Annotated in this window: 17 protein-coding genes; 3 read left to right on the forward strand and 14 right to left on the reverse strand. The window is 68.1% G+C overall.

What is annotated here, in order from left to right; all coding sequences use genetic code 11:
• Positions 1-30: 30 nt before the first annotated feature.
• Positions 31-318 carry a GNAT family N-acetyltransferase gene (locus EBN03_RS15960; RefSeq protein WP_122188838.1) on the forward strand — a complete coding sequence of 96 codons (288 nt, stop codon included), beginning with the start codon at positions 31-33 and terminating at the stop codon, positions 316-318.
• 34 nt (positions 319-352) lie between these two features.
• Here EBN03_RS15960 and EBN03_RS15965 read toward each other — a convergent pair whose 3' ends face one another.
• The 4 genes from EBN03_RS15965 to EBN03_RS15980 form a co-directional block, all read right to left on the reverse strand.
• Positions 353-676, reverse strand: a complete 324-nt coding sequence (locus tag EBN03_RS15965) for a hypothetical protein (protein WP_122188839.1) — start codon at positions 674-676, stop codon at positions 353-355.
• Between the two features lie 271 nt (positions 677-947).
• On the reverse strand, positions 948-1,403 hold the full coding sequence (locus tag EBN03_RS15970; RefSeq protein ID WP_147471604.1) for a hypothetical protein: 456 nt from the start codon (positions 1,401-1,403) through the stop codon (positions 948-950).
• Between the two features lie 223 nt (positions 1,404-1,626).
• A complete protein-coding gene (locus EBN03_RS15975) occupies positions 1,627-2,262 on the reverse strand; it encodes a hypothetical protein (protein WP_122188841.1) in 636 nt (211 codons plus the stop codon).
• Between the two features lie 252 nt (positions 2,263-2,514).
• Entirely contained in the window at positions 2,515-3,051 is a 537-nt protein-coding gene (locus EBN03_RS15980; protein WP_122188842.1) for a hypothetical protein, read from the reverse strand.
• A 424-nt stretch (positions 3,052-3,475) separates the two neighbouring features.
• Here EBN03_RS15980 and EBN03_RS15985 point away from each other — a divergent pair, with 424 nt between their 5' ends.
• Positions 3,476-3,775 (forward strand): hypothetical protein, encoded by a 300-nt coding sequence (locus EBN03_RS15985; RefSeq protein WP_147471605.1) that lies wholly within the window; start codon positions 3,476-3,478, stop codon positions 3,773-3,775.
• Between the two features lie 244 nt (positions 3,776-4,019).
• Here the strand turns inward: EBN03_RS15985 and EBN03_RS15990 are convergent, their stop codons facing one another.
• The 6 genes from EBN03_RS15990 to EBN03_RS16015 form a co-directional block, all read right to left on the reverse strand.
• Positions 4,020-5,180 (reverse strand): acyl-CoA dehydrogenase, encoded by a 1,161-nt coding sequence (locus tag EBN03_RS15990; protein ID WP_122188844.1) that lies wholly within the window; start codon positions 5,178-5,180, stop codon positions 4,020-4,022.
• A 167-nt stretch (positions 5,181-5,347) separates the two neighbouring features.
• Positions 5,348-6,016 (reverse strand): TetR family transcriptional regulator, encoded by a 669-nt coding sequence (locus tag EBN03_RS15995; RefSeq protein WP_233608412.1) that lies wholly within the window; start codon positions 6,014-6,016, stop codon positions 5,348-5,350.
• A 144-nt stretch (positions 6,017-6,160) separates the two neighbouring features.
• Positions 6,161-7,537 (reverse strand): trypsin-like peptidase domain-containing protein, encoded by a 1,377-nt coding sequence (locus EBN03_RS16000; protein ID WP_122188845.1) that lies wholly within the window; start codon positions 7,535-7,537, stop codon positions 6,161-6,163.
• A gap of 457 nt (positions 7,538-7,994) precedes the next feature.
• Positions 7,995-8,201, reverse strand: coding sequence for a hypothetical protein (locus EBN03_RS16005; RefSeq protein WP_122188846.1), 207 nt, complete (start codon positions 8,199-8,201; stop codon positions 7,995-7,997).
• Complete coding sequence (gene purE / locus EBN03_RS16010; RefSeq protein WP_122188847.1) at positions 8,194-8,706, reverse strand: 5-(carboxyamino)imidazole ribonucleotide mutase; 513 nt, start codon at positions 8,704-8,706, stop codon at positions 8,194-8,196. Before purE ends, EBN03_RS16005 begins: the two co-directional genes overlap by 8 nt.
• Positions 8,699-9,904 carry a 5-(carboxyamino)imidazole ribonucleotide synthase gene (locus EBN03_RS16015; protein ID WP_325052083.1) on the reverse strand — a complete coding sequence of 402 codons (1,206 nt, stop codon included), beginning with the start codon at positions 9,902-9,904 and terminating at the stop codon, positions 8,699-8,701. Before EBN03_RS16015 ends, purE begins: the two co-directional genes overlap by 8 nt.
• A 208-nt stretch (positions 9,905-10,112) precedes the next feature.
• On the opposite strand from EBN03_RS16015, the gene EBN03_RS16020 reads away from it, so the two are divergent.
• A complete protein-coding gene (locus EBN03_RS16020) occupies positions 10,113-10,679 on the forward strand; it encodes a GtrA family protein (RefSeq protein WP_122188849.1) in 567 nt (188 codons plus the stop codon).
• A 1-nt stretch (position 10,680) separates the two neighbouring features.
• On the opposite strand, the gene EBN03_RS16025 is transcribed toward EBN03_RS16020, so the two are convergent.
• From EBN03_RS16025 to EBN03_RS16040, 4 genes are all read right to left on the reverse strand, one after another.
• Entirely contained in the window at positions 10,681-11,988 is a 1,308-nt protein-coding gene (locus EBN03_RS16025; RefSeq protein ID WP_122188850.1) for a HAMP domain-containing sensor histidine kinase, read from the reverse strand.
• Positions 11,989-11,994: 6 nt separating this feature from the next.
• On the reverse strand, positions 11,995-12,672 hold the full coding sequence (locus tag EBN03_RS16030; RefSeq protein ID WP_122188851.1) for a response regulator transcription factor: 678 nt from the start codon (positions 12,670-12,672) through the stop codon (positions 11,995-11,997).
• Between the two features lie 9 nt (positions 12,673-12,681).
• The gene (locus tag EBN03_RS16035) at positions 12,682-13,293 is read right to left on the reverse strand and encodes a PH domain-containing protein (RefSeq protein WP_122188852.1); all 612 of its coding nucleotides are present in this window, start codon (positions 13,291-13,293) and stop codon (positions 12,682-12,684) included.
• A gap of 94 nt (positions 13,294-13,387) precedes the next feature.
• On the reverse strand, positions 13,388-14,188 hold the full coding sequence (locus tag EBN03_RS16040) for a biotin--[acetyl-CoA-carboxylase] ligase (RefSeq protein ID WP_233608413.1): 801 nt from the start codon (positions 14,186-14,188) through the stop codon (positions 13,388-13,390).
• Between the last annotated feature and the right edge of the window lie 74 nt (positions 14,189-14,262).

The following is a 14,262-nucleotide window of genomic DNA, read 5'->3' on the forward strand; positions in this document are numbered from 1 at the left end:
TATTCCGCGGCCGAAGGAGTTGGACCGGACATGACGACGCGACTCGAGCACAACAGCGACGCGAACCGCTACGAACTGTATGTCGACGATCAGTTGGCTGCCTACGCGGACTACACGGAGAACACCGGACGCAAGGTCCGCGATTTCGACCACACCGTGACGGTTCCCGAATTCCGGGGTCGCGGACTCGCCGGCCGGGTTGTGGAATTCGCATTGCAAGGATCGCGCGCGGACGGATTCACCGTCCTGCCGTCGTGTTCCTATGTCGAGAAATTCGTGACCGAACATCCCGAGTTCGACGACATCCTCGCTCGCTGACGCGTGCCGCTGAGCCGGGCCGCCCGCGACCGGCTCAGCGGGTGGCGTCGCGGGACGCGCGGCGCCACACCGAGTACTGCTGATCGCTGGGTGTCCGTAGTGCCTGGATCACCCGCTGGTTGTCGAATCCGGGCAGGGCGGACAACCTGCTGCGGAAAGCCCGGTCCGCGGCGGAATTCGGTACCACACATCCGTTTCCGCGCACGCCGATGAGCACGAAGAAGACCCCCTCGGTGAACGGCCCATCCGACGTCGTGATGATCCGCACCTCGTGAAGTTCGTGCCACAGAACCTCTTCGATCCGCCCGTTGTCCAACGTGCGCCGGACGAAGCTGTCGTTGATCTCGACCCCGGCCATGCCTCCATATTGCTCCGCGCACGCGCACACGCCTAGCGTCCGAATCGGACAAAAATGAATGAGATTACAGGTGCAAGAACATCATTCGCGCACATCCACCGCACCGGGTGCGCTGCGCACCGTCGAAATCACGTTGACCAGCAGATTGTGCCCGAAGCAAGGCCCCGGACGGATGCGGCATTCGCTCGTGGCGAATGACACGGTCGCCGGGGCGCCGAAGTAACAGCGACTTGCCGTCTCACCCGGCGAGCCGGGCATTTCCGATCATGGGTCAGTTCGCGGACGCGGTTCCGTTGAGTACCCGGCCGATCCACACCGAGATGTTTCCGGTCACGACCGAACCGGTTCCGGCACTGCCGATCGCGTTGCCGGCCGAACCGGGTGTCACGTTGCTCGACGCGGTGGCCGCGCTGCCGGCGAGCGTGCCGCCCAGCTCGATCGCGGACTGCGGGTTCAGCAGCGCGGCAGCCGAACCCGGGTTCGCCGAACCCGCCGCCAGCAGGTCGCCGAGCGCGGTGGTGGCGGAGCCGAGGATGCCGGGGGCGCCGTTGGTGCCGGCGGCCGAGACCGGGCTCAGCAGCAGGGCGGCGGCGCCGTCGATCGCGGCGGAACCGGTGTTCACGGTGGTTCCGTCAGCGGACGCCGGGCCGGCGGCAATGGTGGCGACGGCGGACGTGGCAATGAGCGCCAAGCCCAGTCGGACGGTGGTGGATAAACGTGTTGTCATGCCACGCAACATAGTGAATCGCGACCGTTTCAAACATATCCGGATTGTGAACGTTATACTACCGTGATCCAAATAAATGGTCACTTGTCCAAAAAGTACGAATGACCAGCCGCCGGGTCACGGAATGAATCTTTCAGAATGACGAATCGAAAAGGGCCCGCAGGCACGGAAAAGGGAAACCTTCACCGCGCCCCACGGGCCGCGTTTACCGGGAATTCGGTTGTCAGGGAACCGGAACGGGGATGACCGAACCGGGGATCAGGCCCGCCGAACCGGTGACACCGGTACCGGCGGCGACGGACCCCGCACCCGCCGCCTTCACCAGATCGGCGACCGAACCCGTGCTGACGTTGGTCCAGCCGATCGACGAGAGCGAGCCCAGGATGGTGGCGGCCGAGCCCGGGTTCAGGTTGGCCGACAAGGTACCCAGCACCGTCGCGGCCGAACCCGGATTCAGCTGGGCCGACAGCGCGCCCAGCGCGGTCTCGGCCGAACCCGGGTTCAGGTTCGACGACACCGTGCCCGAGAGGCTGGTGGCCGAGCCGGACCCGAGCGCGTTCCACAGCGCGGCGAGGAAGGCGCCGGCGGCGGTGCAGCCGGCGTTGGCGCCGAAGCCGGAGGCCGGGCTCAGGAAGAAGGCCGCGGAACCGTCGATCCCGGCGGAACCGGTGTTGATCGTCGGCCCGGGGGTGCAGTCGCCGGTGCCGGCGGTATCGGCCGGGGCAGCCGCATCGGCAGTGGCGACAAGGGGTGTGCCCGCGGTCGGGTCGGCGGCCGCCGAGCCGGCGAAGGCCACCGCGGCGGCGGTGCAGCCGGCCAGGGCGAGGCCCAGGATGGAAGTGGAAGTGCGTGCGCTCATACCTGGCAATTTAGTGACTCAAGCCCGTTTCAGATACGTGTTTCGGTGCGCGAGTGTCGTTCAGGGGACTGGAGTCCTACTCAGCGGTAACCCGCGTAACGAGCGGCCGCGGATCGCGATATCGCCGAAATCCACCCCGGACCGGGAACGGCCCGATGGCACGCCGAGAGAACCTCGGGGGCCACCGGGCCGTACTCGACGTGCGGAAACCGCCGGCGGGCAGCGAACCTCACCGCCCGCCGGAGCGGACGATCAGGGAACCGGAACGGGGATGACCGAGCCCGGGATCAGGCCGGCCGAACCGGTGACGCCGTTGCCCACGGTGACCGAACCCTGGCCGGCGGCACCCACCAGCGCGCCGATCGAGCCCGTGCTCACATTGGTCCAGCCCAGCGACGACAGCGAGCCCAGAATCCTGGTGGCCGAGCCCGGGTCGAGGTTGGAAGACAGCGTGCTCGAGCCGTTCGCGGAACCGGAACCGAGCGCGGTCCACAGCTGCGCGAGGAAGGCACCGACCGCGGTGCAACCGGCATTGGCACCGAAGCCGGAGGCCGGGCTCAGGAAGAAGGCCGCGGCACCGTCGATTCCGGCGGAACCGGTGTTGATCGTCGGTCCGCTGGAGCAGGTGGGGGTGGTGCCGGGGAGGACGTCGATGTCGGCGGCCGTGGCGGCCGCCGGGGCGGCGGTACTGGCGTCGGCCAGTGCGGGTCCGGCGGCGGCGATGGTCGCGGCCGCGCAGCCCACGAGGGCGTAGCCCAAGCGGAACGAGGTGGAGGTGCGTGCACTCATACCCCGCAACCTAGTGAATCGATAACGTTTCAGACAAGACTTTCGCGGCGAAACTATCGGTTCCGTCCACATAGTCCTACTGAGCGGTAATCGGTGTAACGAAAGCCGGACCACAGCGATCGCGGCACCGCACCGACAAATGACCGATGGCCCGCAGGCTCTCGAGCATAGCGCTCACGAGCCTGCGGGCCACAGAATCGGCGGGGATCACCCACCCAGCGGGATCAGCCGCGCAGCAGCGCCCGCGACATCACCAGCCGCTGAATCTGGTTGGCGCCCTCGTTACGACGACGAGCTGATCACCCGGCGTCAGGCTCTGTAGCATCCGGTGCGGCTGGCATAGCATCAGACGTGTCGTGGAATGTCAATGATCAACAATCGACCGGTGAGGTCCGTGCGAACTCGCCGGAAGAAGGTGATGATGATGACCAACAAGACGCACCGAACTGCCACGTGTCGGCTGCTCGCGAATGTCGCGCTCGTTGGAGCCGCGATAGCGGTTCCGATGACGGCGGTGGTTCCCGCCATGGCTGCGACGACGCCCTTGCCCGGTGTGGTGCAGAGCGATCACGCTGGGTACGGCGGCGATGACGGCAACGGTCAGGGCGGTGACCGGGGTAATGGTGGTGGGAACCACGGTGGCTGGAACCACGGCGGTTGGGCCGATGGCGATTGGGGCGACTTCGGCGATTGGGGTAGTGGCGACTTGTTCGGCAGTGGCTAACCGAACGGATCTGCGCAGGATAGACCGCCACACCAATCCGGCTCGAAGCCGATCGACAACGGCGATGCCAGCTCCCCAACGAGTGATCCGTTCAACTGGATACCCGAAGCAACTTGCACCGCTCGCGGATAGGTCGTCTGTCCGCCTCACCGGTGTTGAAGCGGGCGGCCTGAAACCGGCCGACGGCCTGGAGGTGGCCTGAGATGGGATCTCGGCACACGACCAGGCCGTCAGGATCGGGGAATCAGCCCCTGAGCAGGGCGCGGCTCATGACCAGCCGCTGAATCTGGTTGGTGCCCTCGTAGATCTGCGTGATCTTCGCGTCGCGCATCATCCGCTCCACCGGGAAGTCGGTGGTGTAGCCGGCGCCACCGAACAGCTGCACCGCGTTGGTGGTGACCTCCATGGCCACGTCCGAGGCGAAGCACTTGGCGGCCGCGGAGATGAAGCCCAGGTTCTTCTCGCCACGCTCGGCGCGGGCCGCCGAGGTGTACACCATCAGGCGGGCGGCCTCGACCTTCATCGCCATGTCGGCCAGCATGAACTGGGTGTTCTGGAAGTCGGCGATCGCCTTGCCGAACTGCTTGCGGTCCTTGGTGTAGGCCAGCGCGGCGTCCAGGGCACCCTGCGCCAGGCCGACGGCCTGCGCGCCGATGGTCGGGCGGGTGTGGTCCAGAGTCTGCAGCGCGGTCTTGAAACCGGTGCCCTCGGCGCCGATGATGCGGTCGCCCGGGATGCGGCAGTTCTCGAAGTACAGCTCGGCGGTCGGCGAACCCTTGATGCCCAGCTTGTGCTCGAGCGGGCCGACCACGAAGCCCTCGTCGTCGATGTGGACCATGAACGCGGAGATGCCGTTGGCACCCTTCTCCGGGTCGGTCACAGCCATCACGGTGTACCAGGAAGACTTGCCGCCGTTGGTGATCCAGCACTTGGAACCGTTGATGATCCAGTCGTCACCGTCGCGGCGGGCGCGGGTGCGCATGCTCGCGGCGTCGGAGCCGGCCTCGCGCTCGGACAGCGCGTAGGAGGCCATCTTGCCGGCCACCAGGTCGCCCAGCACCTTCTGCTTCAGCTCCTCGGAGCCGTTGAGGATCAGGCCCATGGTGCCCAGCTTGTTCACCGCCGGGATGAGCGACGAGGAACCACAGACGCGCGCCACCTCCTCGATCACGATGCAGGTGGCGACCGAGTCGGCGCCCTGCCCGCCGTACTCCTCGGGCACGTGGACCGCGTTGAAGCCCGAGGCGTTCAGCGCGTCGAGCGCCTCCTGCGGGAAGCGCGAGTTGCCGTCGACGTCCTTCGCGTAGGGCGCGATCTCCTTTTCACAGAGCGCGCGGATGGCCTCACGCAGCTCGTTGTGCACGTCGTCGAGCTGAAAGAGACCGAAATCGGGATTACCCGCCATGGAACACTGCTCCTGAATCGTGGGTGGAATCTCCGTGGAGGCTAACCACCAGCATCTCGGCACTGAGTGCCACTCGCATCCAGTATAAAGCCCACCCAATCCGGCGCGCCTCGGGATGTTCGCCACACAGCGTGGCACTCAGTGTCAGGTGAGGCGTGTGCCCCGCATCACAGATTACCCAGGCGCTCGGCCAACAGATCGGCAACCCGGCGGGGCGACATGTTCCCGGGCACCACCGCCACCACCAGCTCCTCCGCCGGCCCGCGCGGGATCGCCGCCAGCGCCGCCCGCAACTCCCCCGGCCCCGCCTCCGCCTGCCCGCGCAGCATCCGCCGCAACAGATAGTTGTGCGTGGCCGTCACCGCCGCGGTGAACTGGATCAGCCGCAGATCCGCCACCTCCGGCCGGCGCTCCCGCAGGAACTCGGTGAACAGCCGCTCGTACCGGAACACGGTGACGATCTCCCGATCCCGCAGCGCCGGCACCTCCCGCACCACCTGATACCGCCGCGCCGCCAACTCCCGCGTCTGCGTGAACCGCTCGAACAAGCCGACGATCGCCTCACACACGGCATCCCACGGATCCCCTTGCGCCGCACCGAGATACCCCCGAGCCCAGGCCAGCTGCGCCTCGTGATCCGCGAAGACCACATCCTCCTTCGACCCGAACTGCCGAAAGAACGTCCGTCGCGAGATCCCCGCCGCCGCCGCGATCGCGTCCACCGACGTCGCCTCGTACCCCTGCTCGGCGAACAACCGCAGCGCATGGTCGATCACCCCGAGCCGAAACCTGGCCGCCTCGTCGCCCGCCGCCAAGGGCACCTGTGCCTCACTCACAGGTCAACGGTAGCGACCGCCCCCGCATCCGCCCCGGTTCGCCACCGGCGCGCACTGCTTCCCCACGGTTCCACCGCCCGTCGACGGCCGAATCACTCGGGCCGGGGCGGCAATCCGCCCCGGCCCGGGCATCGGTCGAGCAGTTCAGCCGAGCGCGTGACCGCAGTTCCGGCAGAATCGCTCACCCTCGTGGCGTTCCGTACCGCAATTGGCGCAGAAGTGCGCGACCTCCGTCAGCGTCGATTCCGGGGCTACCGCCTCCGGTCCACCAACCGGACCCGGCGGCGGCGCCGCGGTCACCCCCGGTTCGGCCGCCTCATCCGATACCGCTGCCGTGTCGGCCGACGGCGTCGCGATGGTCACCGACTTCCACTGCTCGGCCATCGGCGGTGCGGTCGACGGCGCCCGGCCGAAGGCACTCGCGGTAGTGGGTTCGCCCGGCTGCGCCGAAGCTCCCGAAGGCGTTCCGGACACCGGCTGCACCGGGCCCGCTACCGGCGGCGGGCCGCCACGGCGGCGCAGGAACGATACGGCCGCGGCCAGACCCAGAACCAGTGCGATCCCGGCGCCCAGCAAGTACCACTTCCAATTACTACTGCTACCCGCGGCCTGCGGCCCGGCGATGTCGACGTTGTGGGACTTCAAGAACGTCACCAGATCGTCGGTGTCGGTGATGAAGTTGAAGTTCGCATCACCGGTGCTCTTCAACACGTTCACCCCGACGACATCGCCGTTCTTGTCGACTGTCGGCCCGCCGGACATGCCGCCGCTGAGTTCGGAATTGACCTCCAGCTGCACCACACCGGACGGCGAGACCTGCTGGCTGGAAATCGTTCCCGTCTTGAAGGACGCTCGGGCGATCTGGCTCTGATCCGCACCGCCCCGCAGCTGCGCCGGGAAACCGATGGAGGTGATCTGATCGCCCTGCTTCGGCGTGCTCGACGCGATGCTCAGTGCCGGGGTCGGCTTGGACATGTTGGGCAGCTTCAGCAACGCGACGTCACCCTTGTCCGGCGAGCGGAAGTCGACGACCTGCACGGTGGTCGGGCTCGTGATGGTAGCGCCGTCGACCCCTTGCGGCTGAACGGCTTCCACATTCGAGATGACCGGGCTGCCCTTCTCCTTACCTTCGACGGTCCACGTGTCGACCGCCTCGTTGTACAAGTTCATGGCGTTCTGGTCGGTCAGGAACTGCTGCAGGACGGCGGTACGTCCCACCGCCGGATCCACGCAGTGACCCGCGGTGACCATCTGCGCGGACCCGCTCACGTAGAAGGCGGAACAGGTCGAATACGTGGCGACCGCGTCGGGGGTCCAGGTGTCGTGGCCGTTGCTGGCGTATTTCGCGGGGATCAGGATGTTCCCGATCCACTGGGTCTCGAGCAGCACGACGGACTTCTCGAGGGCCGCGTCGTTGACAGCCTGGGCGTGCGTGATCGGTGCGCCGGCGAGCATGGGCCCGACGAGCAGTAGCGCTGCGGCCGCGGAACGGGCCGCTGGGGTGACAAGCGTGGTCTTCATGGGAGTTCCTCGCCTCGGATGCGCGGGCAGGACAACGCCGCATACCCACGCTGTGAGTACCTACGGATCGAATGCGCCGGACCTCCTTCCGCCGAACAGAAGGTGGCTGCTCCGAAGGGACACAGAGCCGGGGAGTTGCGGCGCCGGGCCGGTCGGGCCGGCACCACCTCGGGTATCCGGATCGGCGCCGAACGCAGCTGCAGCGGTTCGAATATCGAGAACCGCCGGCTCACCCTCCCGGCCGATGACCGATCCCGCCGGCCGCGGAAGCACGCTGCGCACGGGACCTCCTGGAAGCCTGTCCGCCCTCCCCGTTCAGCCCGCTTACCAGATCAGTATGATCTCCGGCCCGGCTCTCCGGAACTCCCGTGCGCAACCGAGATCATCCGGCGACCGGAGCGCAGCGCAGCGGTGACGGCACCACATCCGGCGGGCGCGGGCGCTGATGCCCGCTACATCAGGAGTAGAAGTTCTGTCCCCACTCCTGCGGGCCGACGGTGAACCGTTCCGGGTGCTCGCGGCGCAGCAGCTGATATCGCTCGCTCACCGCGTCGATCCCCTGGTGGATCGAATATCCGTAGGCGTCGCGCAACGCCTTGATCGCCGCGACGACTCGGCCGGCGTAGATGTCCTCGTCGCCCGGCTCGGATGCGATGTCAGCCAAGGAGTTTCGTGCGCAGAGCGTCGTCCTTCGCCAGCACCAGCTGCTCCAGGTTCGCCTGGAACTCCACCATGCGGGTGCGCAGCGCCGGGTCGGACGCGGCGAGAATGCGGACCGCGAGCAGGCCGGCGTTGTGGGCGCCGCCGATCGACACGGTGGCGACCGGGACACCGGCCGGCATCTGGACGATGGACAGCAGGGAATCCATGCCGTCGAGGTGCTTGAGCGGGACCGGGACGCCGATGACCGGCAGCGGGGTCGCGGAGGCGACCATGCCGGGCAGGTGAGCGGCACCGCCGGCGCCGGCGATGATCACCTTGATGCCGCGGCCGGCAGCCGACTTCGCGTAGTCGAGCATGCGCTGCGGGGTGCGGTGGGCGGAGACCACACCCACCTCGAACGGGATGTCGAACTCGCCGAGCGCGGTGGCGGCGGATTCCATTGTGGGCCAGTCGGAGTCACTGCCCATGATCAGGCCGACCAGCGGTCCGGACACATTCTCAGCCATGATGCGGATCCCATCCGTCGGTCCATTCGGCGTGCGACATCCAGTGCGCCGCACGCTCGGCCTTCTCCCGTACCACGGCGACATCGTCACCGAGGATGTTGATGTGCCCGATCTTGCGATCCGGCCGCTCACCCTTGCCGTAGAGGTGCACCTTCGCCTCCGGCATCCGGGCCAGCAGATGGTGCAGCCGCTCGTCCATCGACATCTCGGGCGCCTGCGCGGCACCGAGAATGTTCGCCATCACCGTCACCGGCGCCAGCGGGCGGGTGTCACCGAGCGGGTAGTCCAGCACCGCGCGCAGATGCTGCTCGAACTGGCCGGTCACCGCGCCGTCCATACCCCAGTGCCCGGAATTGTGCGGGCGCATCGCCAGCTCGTTGACCAGCAGCTCGCCGTCGGTGGTCTCGAACAGTTCCACCGCCATCGCACCGGTCACCCCGAGTTCGGCGGCCAGCCGCAACGCCAGCGCCTCGGCCTGGGTGGCGAGCTTGTCGGGCAGGTCCGGCGCGGGCGCGATCACGACCGCGCACTGGCCGTGCCGCTGCACGGTCTCCACCACCGGCCAGGCCGCGGCCTGCCCGTACGGCGAGCGGGCCACCATAGCCGACAGTTCCCGGCGCAGGTCCACCTTCTGTTCGGCCATGAGCGTGGCACCGTGCGCGAGCTGGTCGGCGACGATCCGCTCGACCTCGGCGGCGTCGTCGATCATCCACACGCCGCGCCCGTCGTAGCCGCCGCGCACGGCCTTCAGCACCAGCGGCCAACCGTGCGCGTCACCGAAAGCGACCGCGTCGGCGACGGACTCGACCGCGGTGAACGGCGGCTCGGGCACATTCAGCTCGGCCAGTTTGGTCCGCATCACCAGCTTGTCCTGCGCGTAGATCAGCGCGGACGGCGGCGGCTGCACGTTGACACCCTCGGCGACCAGCGCGCGCAGATGCTCGGTCGGCACACCCTCGTGGTCGAAGGTCAGCGCGTGGGATCCGACCGCGGCCTTACGCAGCGCGGCGAGATCGGTGTGCGAGCCGAGCACCACCTCGGGTGTGACCTGGGCGGCCGGGTCCTCGGGCCGCTCCGCGAGCACCCGGAGTCGCTGCCCGAGCGCCACGGCGGCCTGATGCGTCATGCGCGCCAGCTGCCCGCCACCAACCATGGTCACCGTCGGCATGGCGTACGAATCGAAAGAACGTGCCCTCACGTTCGACTATGGTGTCATCCCCGCCGCGCGGGTCCGGAGCCAGGGCATCATTGCCGCATTCACGCGTCGTCTCCCGGGCCGTCGCGCCGCGTTCACCGGCGCGTCCGGGCCCGGAAATACCGCCCGAACTGTGCGTTTCCCCACCGCACAGCCATCCGGTGTCGGGGTTCTCAGATGTTTGCCACAATGAGCAATTACACTCGCGCGAGTGTCATTTCTCGACGACGTGGTCAACGTCCTTCCCAGATCGCTGCGGGACATGGCGTACCGCCACCGCGAGCTGATCAAGTTCGCAATCGTCGGTGCGACCACGTTCGTGATCGACAGCGGCATTTTCTACGGCCTGAAATTGACGGTCCTCAGCGAGAAGCCGATCACTGCGAAGATCATTTCCGGTGTGGTCGCGGTCATCGCGTCCTACGTGCTCAACCGCGAGTGGTCGTTCAAGGGCCGCGGCGGCCGCGAACGCCACCACGAAGCACTGCTGTTCTTCGTGGTCAGCGGCATCGGCGTGCTGCTGAGCAACCTGCCGCTGTGGGTGTCGCGGTACATGCTGCACCTGCAGGTGCCCCACGTCAGCCTGACCGCCGAGAACATCGCCGACTTCGTCAGCGCGTTCATCATCGGAAATATCCTGCAGATGATCTTCCGATTCTGGTCGATGAAGCGCTGGGTCTTCCCCGACGAAATCGACGCGCTGGTCGAGGAATTCGAAGACCTCTACGAAGAAGAGCACAACGCGGGGCACACCGGCCGAGTCGCGCAGGCCGACTGAATCAGCGCGGTTCACCGACCGCGGCCGGCAACGGCCGGGCGGTCACCTTTCCCAGGAAGATCGCGAACAACGCGGGCCGGCGTCTGTGCAGTTCCAGGCGCCCGCCGTCGGCCTCGACCAGCGCCCGCGCCAGCGCCAGCCCCACACCCGTCGAACCGGCGGCCGAGAACCCGCGATCGAAGATGTGCGGCGCCAGCTCGTCGCTGACCCCCTCGCCCTCGTCGGCGACCTCCACACACACCAGCGGCTCCCGATCCCGGCCGCCGTACACCGTGCGCACCGACACCGTGCAGTCACCGTCACCGTGCTGCAGGGCGTTGTCGACCAGCACCGCCACCGCCTCCCGCAGCCGCGACCCGGTCACAGGCGCGCGCAGCATCGGATCCCCGGACAGGATCAGCTTGCGGCCGGCATCGGTGAACGGGTGCCGCCACTCCCCGACCACGCCGCGCAGTTCGTCGATCACCGCGACCGGGTCCCGGTCGGCGGTGCCGTCGTCGCGGGAAGCCCGGACCAGCTCGTCCATCGCGTCGGTGAGCCGGTCGACCTGCTCCATCGCCTCCTCCGCCTCGTGGACGACGTCCGGGTCGCTGTGCGCGGACAGTTCGTCCAGGCGCAGGCGCACCGCGGTCAACCGGCTACGCAGCTGATGCGACACATCGGCGACCAGCGCGTGCTCGCGCTGCAGCCGGCTCGCGATCTCGAGTGACGCGGAATCCAGCACATCGGACACCCGATCGAGTTCGGAGATGCCGTGCCGACCCGGTTCCACCCGGAAGTCGCCCATCGCCAGCCGGGCCGCCCGATCCGCCACCTCCCGCAGCGGGTCCGCGACCCGGCGAGCGGTCACCATGGCCACCCCGGCACCGGCCGCCAGCGATGCGAGCGCCACCAGCGCCACCGCGCCCACCGCCCGCTCCTGCAACTGATGCATCGCCCCCGACGGCACCTCCAGCCGCAGCGACCCCGAGGTACCCATCGACAGCGATTCGACCACCGGGTTGCGCACCTGCGCGACCCCGACATCGATGCGGGACGCCGCGTCCTCCGGCGTCGGATACACGATGGTCAGCCGGCCACCGGCCGGGATCAGCGGCCGCACGGGCAGCAGGTCGAGGCTGCCGTGCACCAGGCCGTCGTCGCGCTCCTGCGCCTGGATCTCCCCCGACATCCGGTCCAGTCGGCTGCGCAGATCACCGCGGGTGGTGTCGGCCACCCACTGCCAGGCCGTGAACGCCAGCGGGATGCCCAGCACCACAGTGGTGAAGGTCAGCGCGACCAGCATCGACAGCAACAACCGTCGCCGCACGCCGCGTCAATCCGTGTTGAAGCGGAATCCGACACCGCGCACGGTGACGATCCGCCGCTCGGCTACCGGGCCCTCGTCGCCGATCTTGCGCCGCAACCAGGACATGTGCATGTCCAGCGTCTTGGAGCCGCGCAGGTCGGCGTCGCCCCAGACCTCGCGCAGGATGGTCTCGCGCGACACCACCTGCCCGGCCCGGTCGATCAGGACCTTGAGCAGCTCGTACTCCTTGTTGGCCAGGTTCACCTCGTGGCCGTTGACCATCACCCGGCGCGCCTGCGGTTCCAGCCGGACACCGCCGAATTCGACTGCCTCGTCCCCGATTCCGCTGCGCCGCAACAGGGCTCGCACCCGGGCCAGCAATTCGGCCAGCCGGAACGGCTTTCCGACATAATCGTCGGCACCGGCATCGAGACCGACGACGAAATCGACCTCGTCGGTGCGGGCGGTGAGCATCAGTACCGCCAGGTCGGCCCCGCTGGCCCGGACCTGGCGACAGACTTCCAACCCATCCATGCCGGGCAGCCCGAGGTCGAGGATCAGCAGATCGTGTTCGCCCTGCAGGGCCCGCTGCAACACAGCAGGCCCGAAGCTCTCCACGGTTACCGAATATCCCTCGCGCCCAAGGGCTCGCGACAGCGGGGCGGCGATGGCCTCGTCATCTTCGGCGAGCAGTACGGCGGTCACGGATTCAGGTTAACGGCCACGGTCGGGCCGATGACCCGGTTGGAGGTCCAATGGCTGTGTGTAAGTTTTCGTGTCGTGCTGCGGCGGCTGCGGCGCGGGTTGATCTCGGTCGAACCGCGGGTCGTAACGTTCGCGGTCGAAGACCTCGTGATAAAGGAGCGCGTGCACCTTCTGCACGTCGGGGATGTCGTCGTATTCCAGCGGATCACCCGACGCCGCGTCGATGATCAGCGTGCCGGTCCCCAGCATCCGATCGAGCAGACCGTGCCGGAACTGCACACTCGAGATGCGGCTCATCGGGATATCGATGCCGGTGTGGGTCAACAGGCCCTCACGGACCAGCACCCGCCGATCGGTGATGATGAAATGCGTACTCTTCCAGCGCAACAGTGGATGCGCGCACCGCAGGATCAGCGCGGCCAGCCAGATCACCGCGATCGCGATCAGCGCCACCTCGCGGCCCACGCCGGAGGTGTGCGGATAAGCCTCCCCGCCGGCGAAACCCGCTACCACAGTGGCCAGCACGAAAGTCACGCCGGGCCAGAACAGCATCTTCCAGTGCGGGTGACGATGCAGCAGCAACTGCTCTTCGGGTGCGAGCAGTTCCTCCGGATATCCCATGTGCCGCAGACTACCTGCCGAAGGTGACGATTCGGCACCGTCGAACCCATTCCCCACCACCCGAACCGAATTCGCGGTCGGTGGCCGAATGCGGCTAGTACTGGCCGTGCAGGTGCGTTACGTCACCGGCCGATACCGGGCGGCCGCCGATCAGCAGGCGGCCGTGGGCGTCGATGTCTTCGGCGGCGCCGGTCAGGGTCTGTCCGCCGGGAAGTTCGGCGCGTACCTCCACCCCGAGCGTGCTGCAGCGGGCACGGTAGTCACCGATCAGGCTCGCCACCGACCAGCCCGCCGCCGACCACTGTGTGTACCGGCGCGCGAATTCGGTCAGCACCAACCGCAGCAGCTCGGTGCGGTCCACGTCCGGGGCGCCCGCCAGCGCCAGCGAGGTGGCGTGCGGCACCGGCAGTTCGTCCTGCGTCAGGCTCACGTTGAGGCCGATCCCGACCACCACGGTGGGGCCGTCCGGGCCGGCGCTCACCTCGGCGAGAATGCCGGCCACCTTGCGGCCGGCGATGAGAACGTCGTTGGGCCACTTGAGATTCGCGTCCAGACCGGTGACGGCACGGACCGCGTCGACCACCGCGACACCGGTCAGCAGCGGCAGCCAGCCCATCGCCTCGGGCGCGATACCGCGCGGGCGCACCGAGATCGAGAGCGCCAGCTGCGCCCGGGGCGGGCTCACCCAGACCCGGTCGTGCCGACCCCGGCCACGATCCTGGCTCTCGGCCACCAGGACCCGGCCGTGGGCACCGGTGTCGGCGGCCTTCGCCAGCAGGTCAGCGTTGGTCGACCCGGTCGAATCGACCACATCTAGTTCGGAATAGAACGACAACCGCGGGTCTTCGGCGACCGCGCGCCGCAGCAGCTGGGTATCGAGCGGGGGCCTGTTCACCTCCGGCACGTTACCCGCGCCGCCGGGGACGGGACTGGAACGGGGCGGGCGAATCGCTCGCCCGCCCCGTCGCC

Source organism: Nocardia stercoris, from assembly GCF_003696265.1.
In the GTDB taxonomy this organism is placed as follows: domain Bacteria; phylum Actinomycetota; class Actinomycetes; order Mycobacteriales; family Mycobacteriaceae; genus Nocardia; species Nocardia stercoris.

Coding starts and splice junctions, on each gene's coding strand:
- EBN03_RS16035 (WP_122188852.1), bottom strand. CDS start 13,293: ATGGGATATCCGGAGGAACTGCTCGCACCCGAAGAGCAGTTGCTGCTG.
- EBN03_RS15975 (WP_122188841.1), bottom strand. CDS start 2,262: ATGAGCGCACGCACTTCCACTTCCATCCTGGGCCTCGCCCTGGCCGGC.
- EBN03_RS15965 (WP_122188839.1), bottom strand. CDS start 676: ATGGCCGGGGTCGAGATCAACGACAGCTTCGTCCGGCGCACGTTGGAC.
- EBN03_RS15980 (WP_122188842.1), bottom strand. CDS start 3,051: ATGAGTGCACGCACCTCCACCTCGTTCCGCTTGGGCTACGCCCTCGTG.
- EBN03_RS16000 (WP_122188845.1), bottom strand. CDS start 7,537: ATGAAGACCACGCTTGTCACCCCAGCGGCCCGTTCCGCGGCCGCAGCG.
- EBN03_RS15960 (WP_122188838.1), top strand. CDS start 31: ATGACGACGCGACTCGAGCACAACAGCGACGCGAACCGCTACGAACTG.
- EBN03_RS15985 (WP_147471605.1), top strand. CDS start 3,476: ATGACCAACAAGACGCACCGAACTGCCACGTGTCGGCTGCTCGCGAAT.
- EBN03_RS15970 (WP_147471604.1), bottom strand. CDS start 1,403: ATGACAACACGTTTATCCACCACCGTCCGACTGGGCTTGGCGCTCATT.
- EBN03_RS15990 (WP_122188844.1), bottom strand. CDS start 5,180: ATGGCGGGTAATCCCGATTTCGGTCTCTTTCAGCTCGACGACGTGCAC.
- purE (WP_122188847.1), bottom strand. CDS start 8,706: ATGGCTGAGAATGTGTCCGGACCGCTGGTCGGCCTGATCATGGGCAGT.